Annotated in this window: 3 protein-coding genes and 1 pseudogene; all 4 read right to left on the bottom strand. The window is 43.9% G+C overall.

What is annotated here, in order from left to right; all coding sequences use genetic code 11:
* Positions 1–586, bottom strand: a 586-nt coding sequence (rseP, locus tag AB4496_RS20700) for an RIP metalloprotease RseP (RefSeq protein ID WP_372131830.1), incomplete at its 3' end; no start/stop codon positions are given.
* Positions 583–1,791 (bottom strand): 1-deoxy-D-xylulose-5-phosphate reductoisomerase, encoded by a 1,209-nt coding sequence (gene ispC / locus AB4496_RS20695; RefSeq protein WP_009847413.1) that lies wholly within the window; start codon positions 1,789–1,791, stop codon positions 583–585. The genes ispC and rseP, both read right to left, overlap by 4 nt.
* A 51-nt stretch (positions 1,792–1,842) precedes the next feature.
* Positions 1,843–2,685 carry a phosphatidate cytidylyltransferase gene (locus AB4496_RS20690; protein ID WP_009847414.1) on the bottom strand — a complete coding sequence of 281 codons (843 nt, stop codon included), beginning with the start codon at positions 2,683–2,685 and terminating at the stop codon, positions 1,843–1,845.
* A gap of 16 nt (positions 2,686–2,701) precedes the next feature.
* Positions 2,702–2,785 (bottom strand): annotated as a pseudogene (locus tag AB4496_RS20685) (isoprenyl transferase); the annotation flags it as partial.

Below are 2,785 nucleotides of genomic sequence, written 5' to 3'. Positions count from 1 at the left end.
ATGTTATCTGTTGTTCAAAGCCGATGTCGTCTTGAGAAGAAACCGTTACAGTCATGGACTCATCACCAATATGTGATATCAAACCCAAGTTTACTGATTCCCAATCTGCGGTTTTGATTCCTGAAATAGATTTAAGTTCCATTCCAGTTTCAATTCCGGCTCGTGCAACAATAGATTGCGGGGTGACCTCACCGATCACCGGTTTAACCGCAGGCACGCCAATCAAAAATACCAGCCAATATGCGAACACGGCAAAGATAAAGTTGAATGCTGGACCTGCACCCACAATCGCTGTTCGTTTCCACAACGGTTTCTTATCAAAAGCGTATTGCTGTTCGTCTTCAGAAAGGTCATCAACACGACCATCAAGCATCTTAACGTAGCCACCCAATGGAATGACTGACAAGCTATATTCCGTTCCATCGCGGCCAACTTTACTCCAGATCGATTTACCAAAACCAATCGAGAATTTTTCTACTTTCACACCGCAGCGACGAGCAACCCAGAAGTGTCCAAATTCATGAACAGCGACCAGAATACCAAGCGCTACAATAAAGGATGCGAAGTTCCACAGAATTCCACTCATGCTAGCTGCTCTTTTATAAATTGAATGGCTATTTGACGAGACATATTATCGAGCTCGAGAAGGCTTTCCAAGCTATCTAAGCCTTCAGAGTTATGTTGTTCACATACTTTGTTCATAACATGCTCGTTAATGATAGCAATATCGGTAAACTTCACTTGATTGTTCAAGAAAGCATCGACTGCAATTTCGTTTGCCGCATTAATTGCTGTTGTTGCATGCTGCCCCAAATAGCACGCCTCAATGGCTAATCTCAAACATGGGTAACGAGTTAAATCGGGCTCTAAGAAGGTAAGCTCGCCCACTTTGGTGAAATCCAGAGGCTTAACACCCGCTTCAGTACGATCAGGATAAGACATGGTCAAAGCAATTGGCGTCGCCATATCAGGTTCACCCATTTGAGCCAATACTGAGCCATCTTTGTACTGAACCATAGAATGAATCACAGACTGAGGGTGAATAATAACTTTGAGTTGCTCTTGAGAGGCATTAAATAGCCATTTCGCCTCAATGTACTCTAAGCCTTTATTCATCATCGTAGCTGAATCAACAGAGATCTTAGGGCCCATTGACCAGTTAGGGTGTGCAATCGCTCTCTCAGGTGTGACCGAATCTAACTCTGCAACATCCGTATAGCGAAAAGGGCCACCCGAACCAGTCAAAAGAATATGGTTGATACCATTTTCTTCAAGGTCACAACGGCCTAGTTTGGTTTGCACATTCTGAGGTAAACACTGAAAGATAGCATTATGCTCGCTGTCGACAGGAAGCAGTTCAGCGCCGTACTTCTCTACGGCGTCGATAAACAACTGGCCAGACATCACCAACGCTTCTTTGTTAGCCAGCAAGATGCGCTTACCAGCCTTAACCGCAGACATCGTAGGAAGCAAACCTGCCGCACCCACAATAGCAGCCATTACCGTGTCCACTTCATCTAGAGAAGCGACCTGACACATGCCTTCAGAACCAGAAAGAACTTTGATGTTTGGGTGATTTGTAGACAACACTTCAGTCAGCTTAGATGCTGCATCAGGGCAAGCCATAGCAACATAGCTTGGTTGCCACTTTTCAACTAACGCCAGCATCTTTTCAACATTCGAGCCTGCAGCCATTGCTACAACCGAATAGAGTTCTGGGTTTTGTTCAACGACTTTTAGTGTACTTGCACCAATTGAGCCGGTAGCGCCAAGGATAGTTAGATTTCGCATCACATATGACCGTAGAAATGTAATAAAGGGCAGAATCACTGCCCTTTTTTATTAGAATGCTAAATAAAGCAGAGCAAAGACAGGGAACGCAGCCGTTAAGCTATCTATTCTATCAAGTATACCACCATGACCAGGAATCAGATTACTGCTGTCTTTCACCCCAGAAACACGTTTAAACATGCTTTCAACAAGATCACCAAGAACAGAAATAACGACGGTCACAAGAGTAATAACAATCATGTGGAGAGGGCTTGTGAATTGGATATCAAACAAGTCAGCAAAGATCCAGGCCACGATCACTGCTGTAATGATGCCACCAATAAGACCTTCAATCGTTTTATTAGGACTCACCGCAGGGGCCATTTTGCGCTTGCCAAAGCTCTTTCCTGAAAAGTAAGCACCACTGTCCGCAGCCCAAACAAGCAAGCAAACGAACATCACCAATTTTGCGCCGTGGTAAGGATCAACATCAATACCGTTAGCACGCAGGATAACCACACTCCAGAAGAATGGTAGCAAAGTCAGCACGCCAAATGCGTGACGAAGAATGGATGAGTCTTTCCATGCTGGCATAGACTTAGGATAAGTCACTGCCATACCACTCGCGATTACCCACCAAATTGAACCAATCGTTAGAATGGCGTAGTGAGCACCCGATAAGTTATTAAGGCTAAATGCATCAAAAGGTATAAAAGCAAAACTTGCAGCACTTACCACAACTGTTGGAATCAACGCTAAATAACGTGATTTGCTTTCAACAAACTGAGTCCACTCCCAAAGACCCAATAGCGAGATTACTGCTAGTGAAAGAATAAACGTGGGAAGTGATAACTCGAAAATACCTAGAATAACTAGGGGAGCTAAAATCAACGCCGTAATAATTCGTTGTTTCAAACCAAAAAAATCCTTATTAACTGTCCATCAGAGCTTTAATTTGCTCACCGGTGCATCCAAAACGACGCTCGCGGTTTACAAACCAAGTCACAGCTTCTAC

The organism is Vibrio sp. 10N.222.46.A1 (genome assembly GCF_041473595.1).
GTDB lineage: Bacteria > Pseudomonadota > Gammaproteobacteria > Enterobacterales > Vibrionaceae > Vibrio > Vibrio tasmaniensis_A.
The sequence above is the reverse complement of the archived record's forward strand: the minus strand, read 5'-3'. Positions and strand labels throughout refer to the sequence as shown.

Excerpts from the sequence above, each read along its gene's own strand:
- ispC (WP_009847413.1), bottom strand. The coding sequence starts at position 1,791 with ATGCGAAATCTAACTATCCTTGGCGCTACCGGCTCAATTGGTGCAAGT.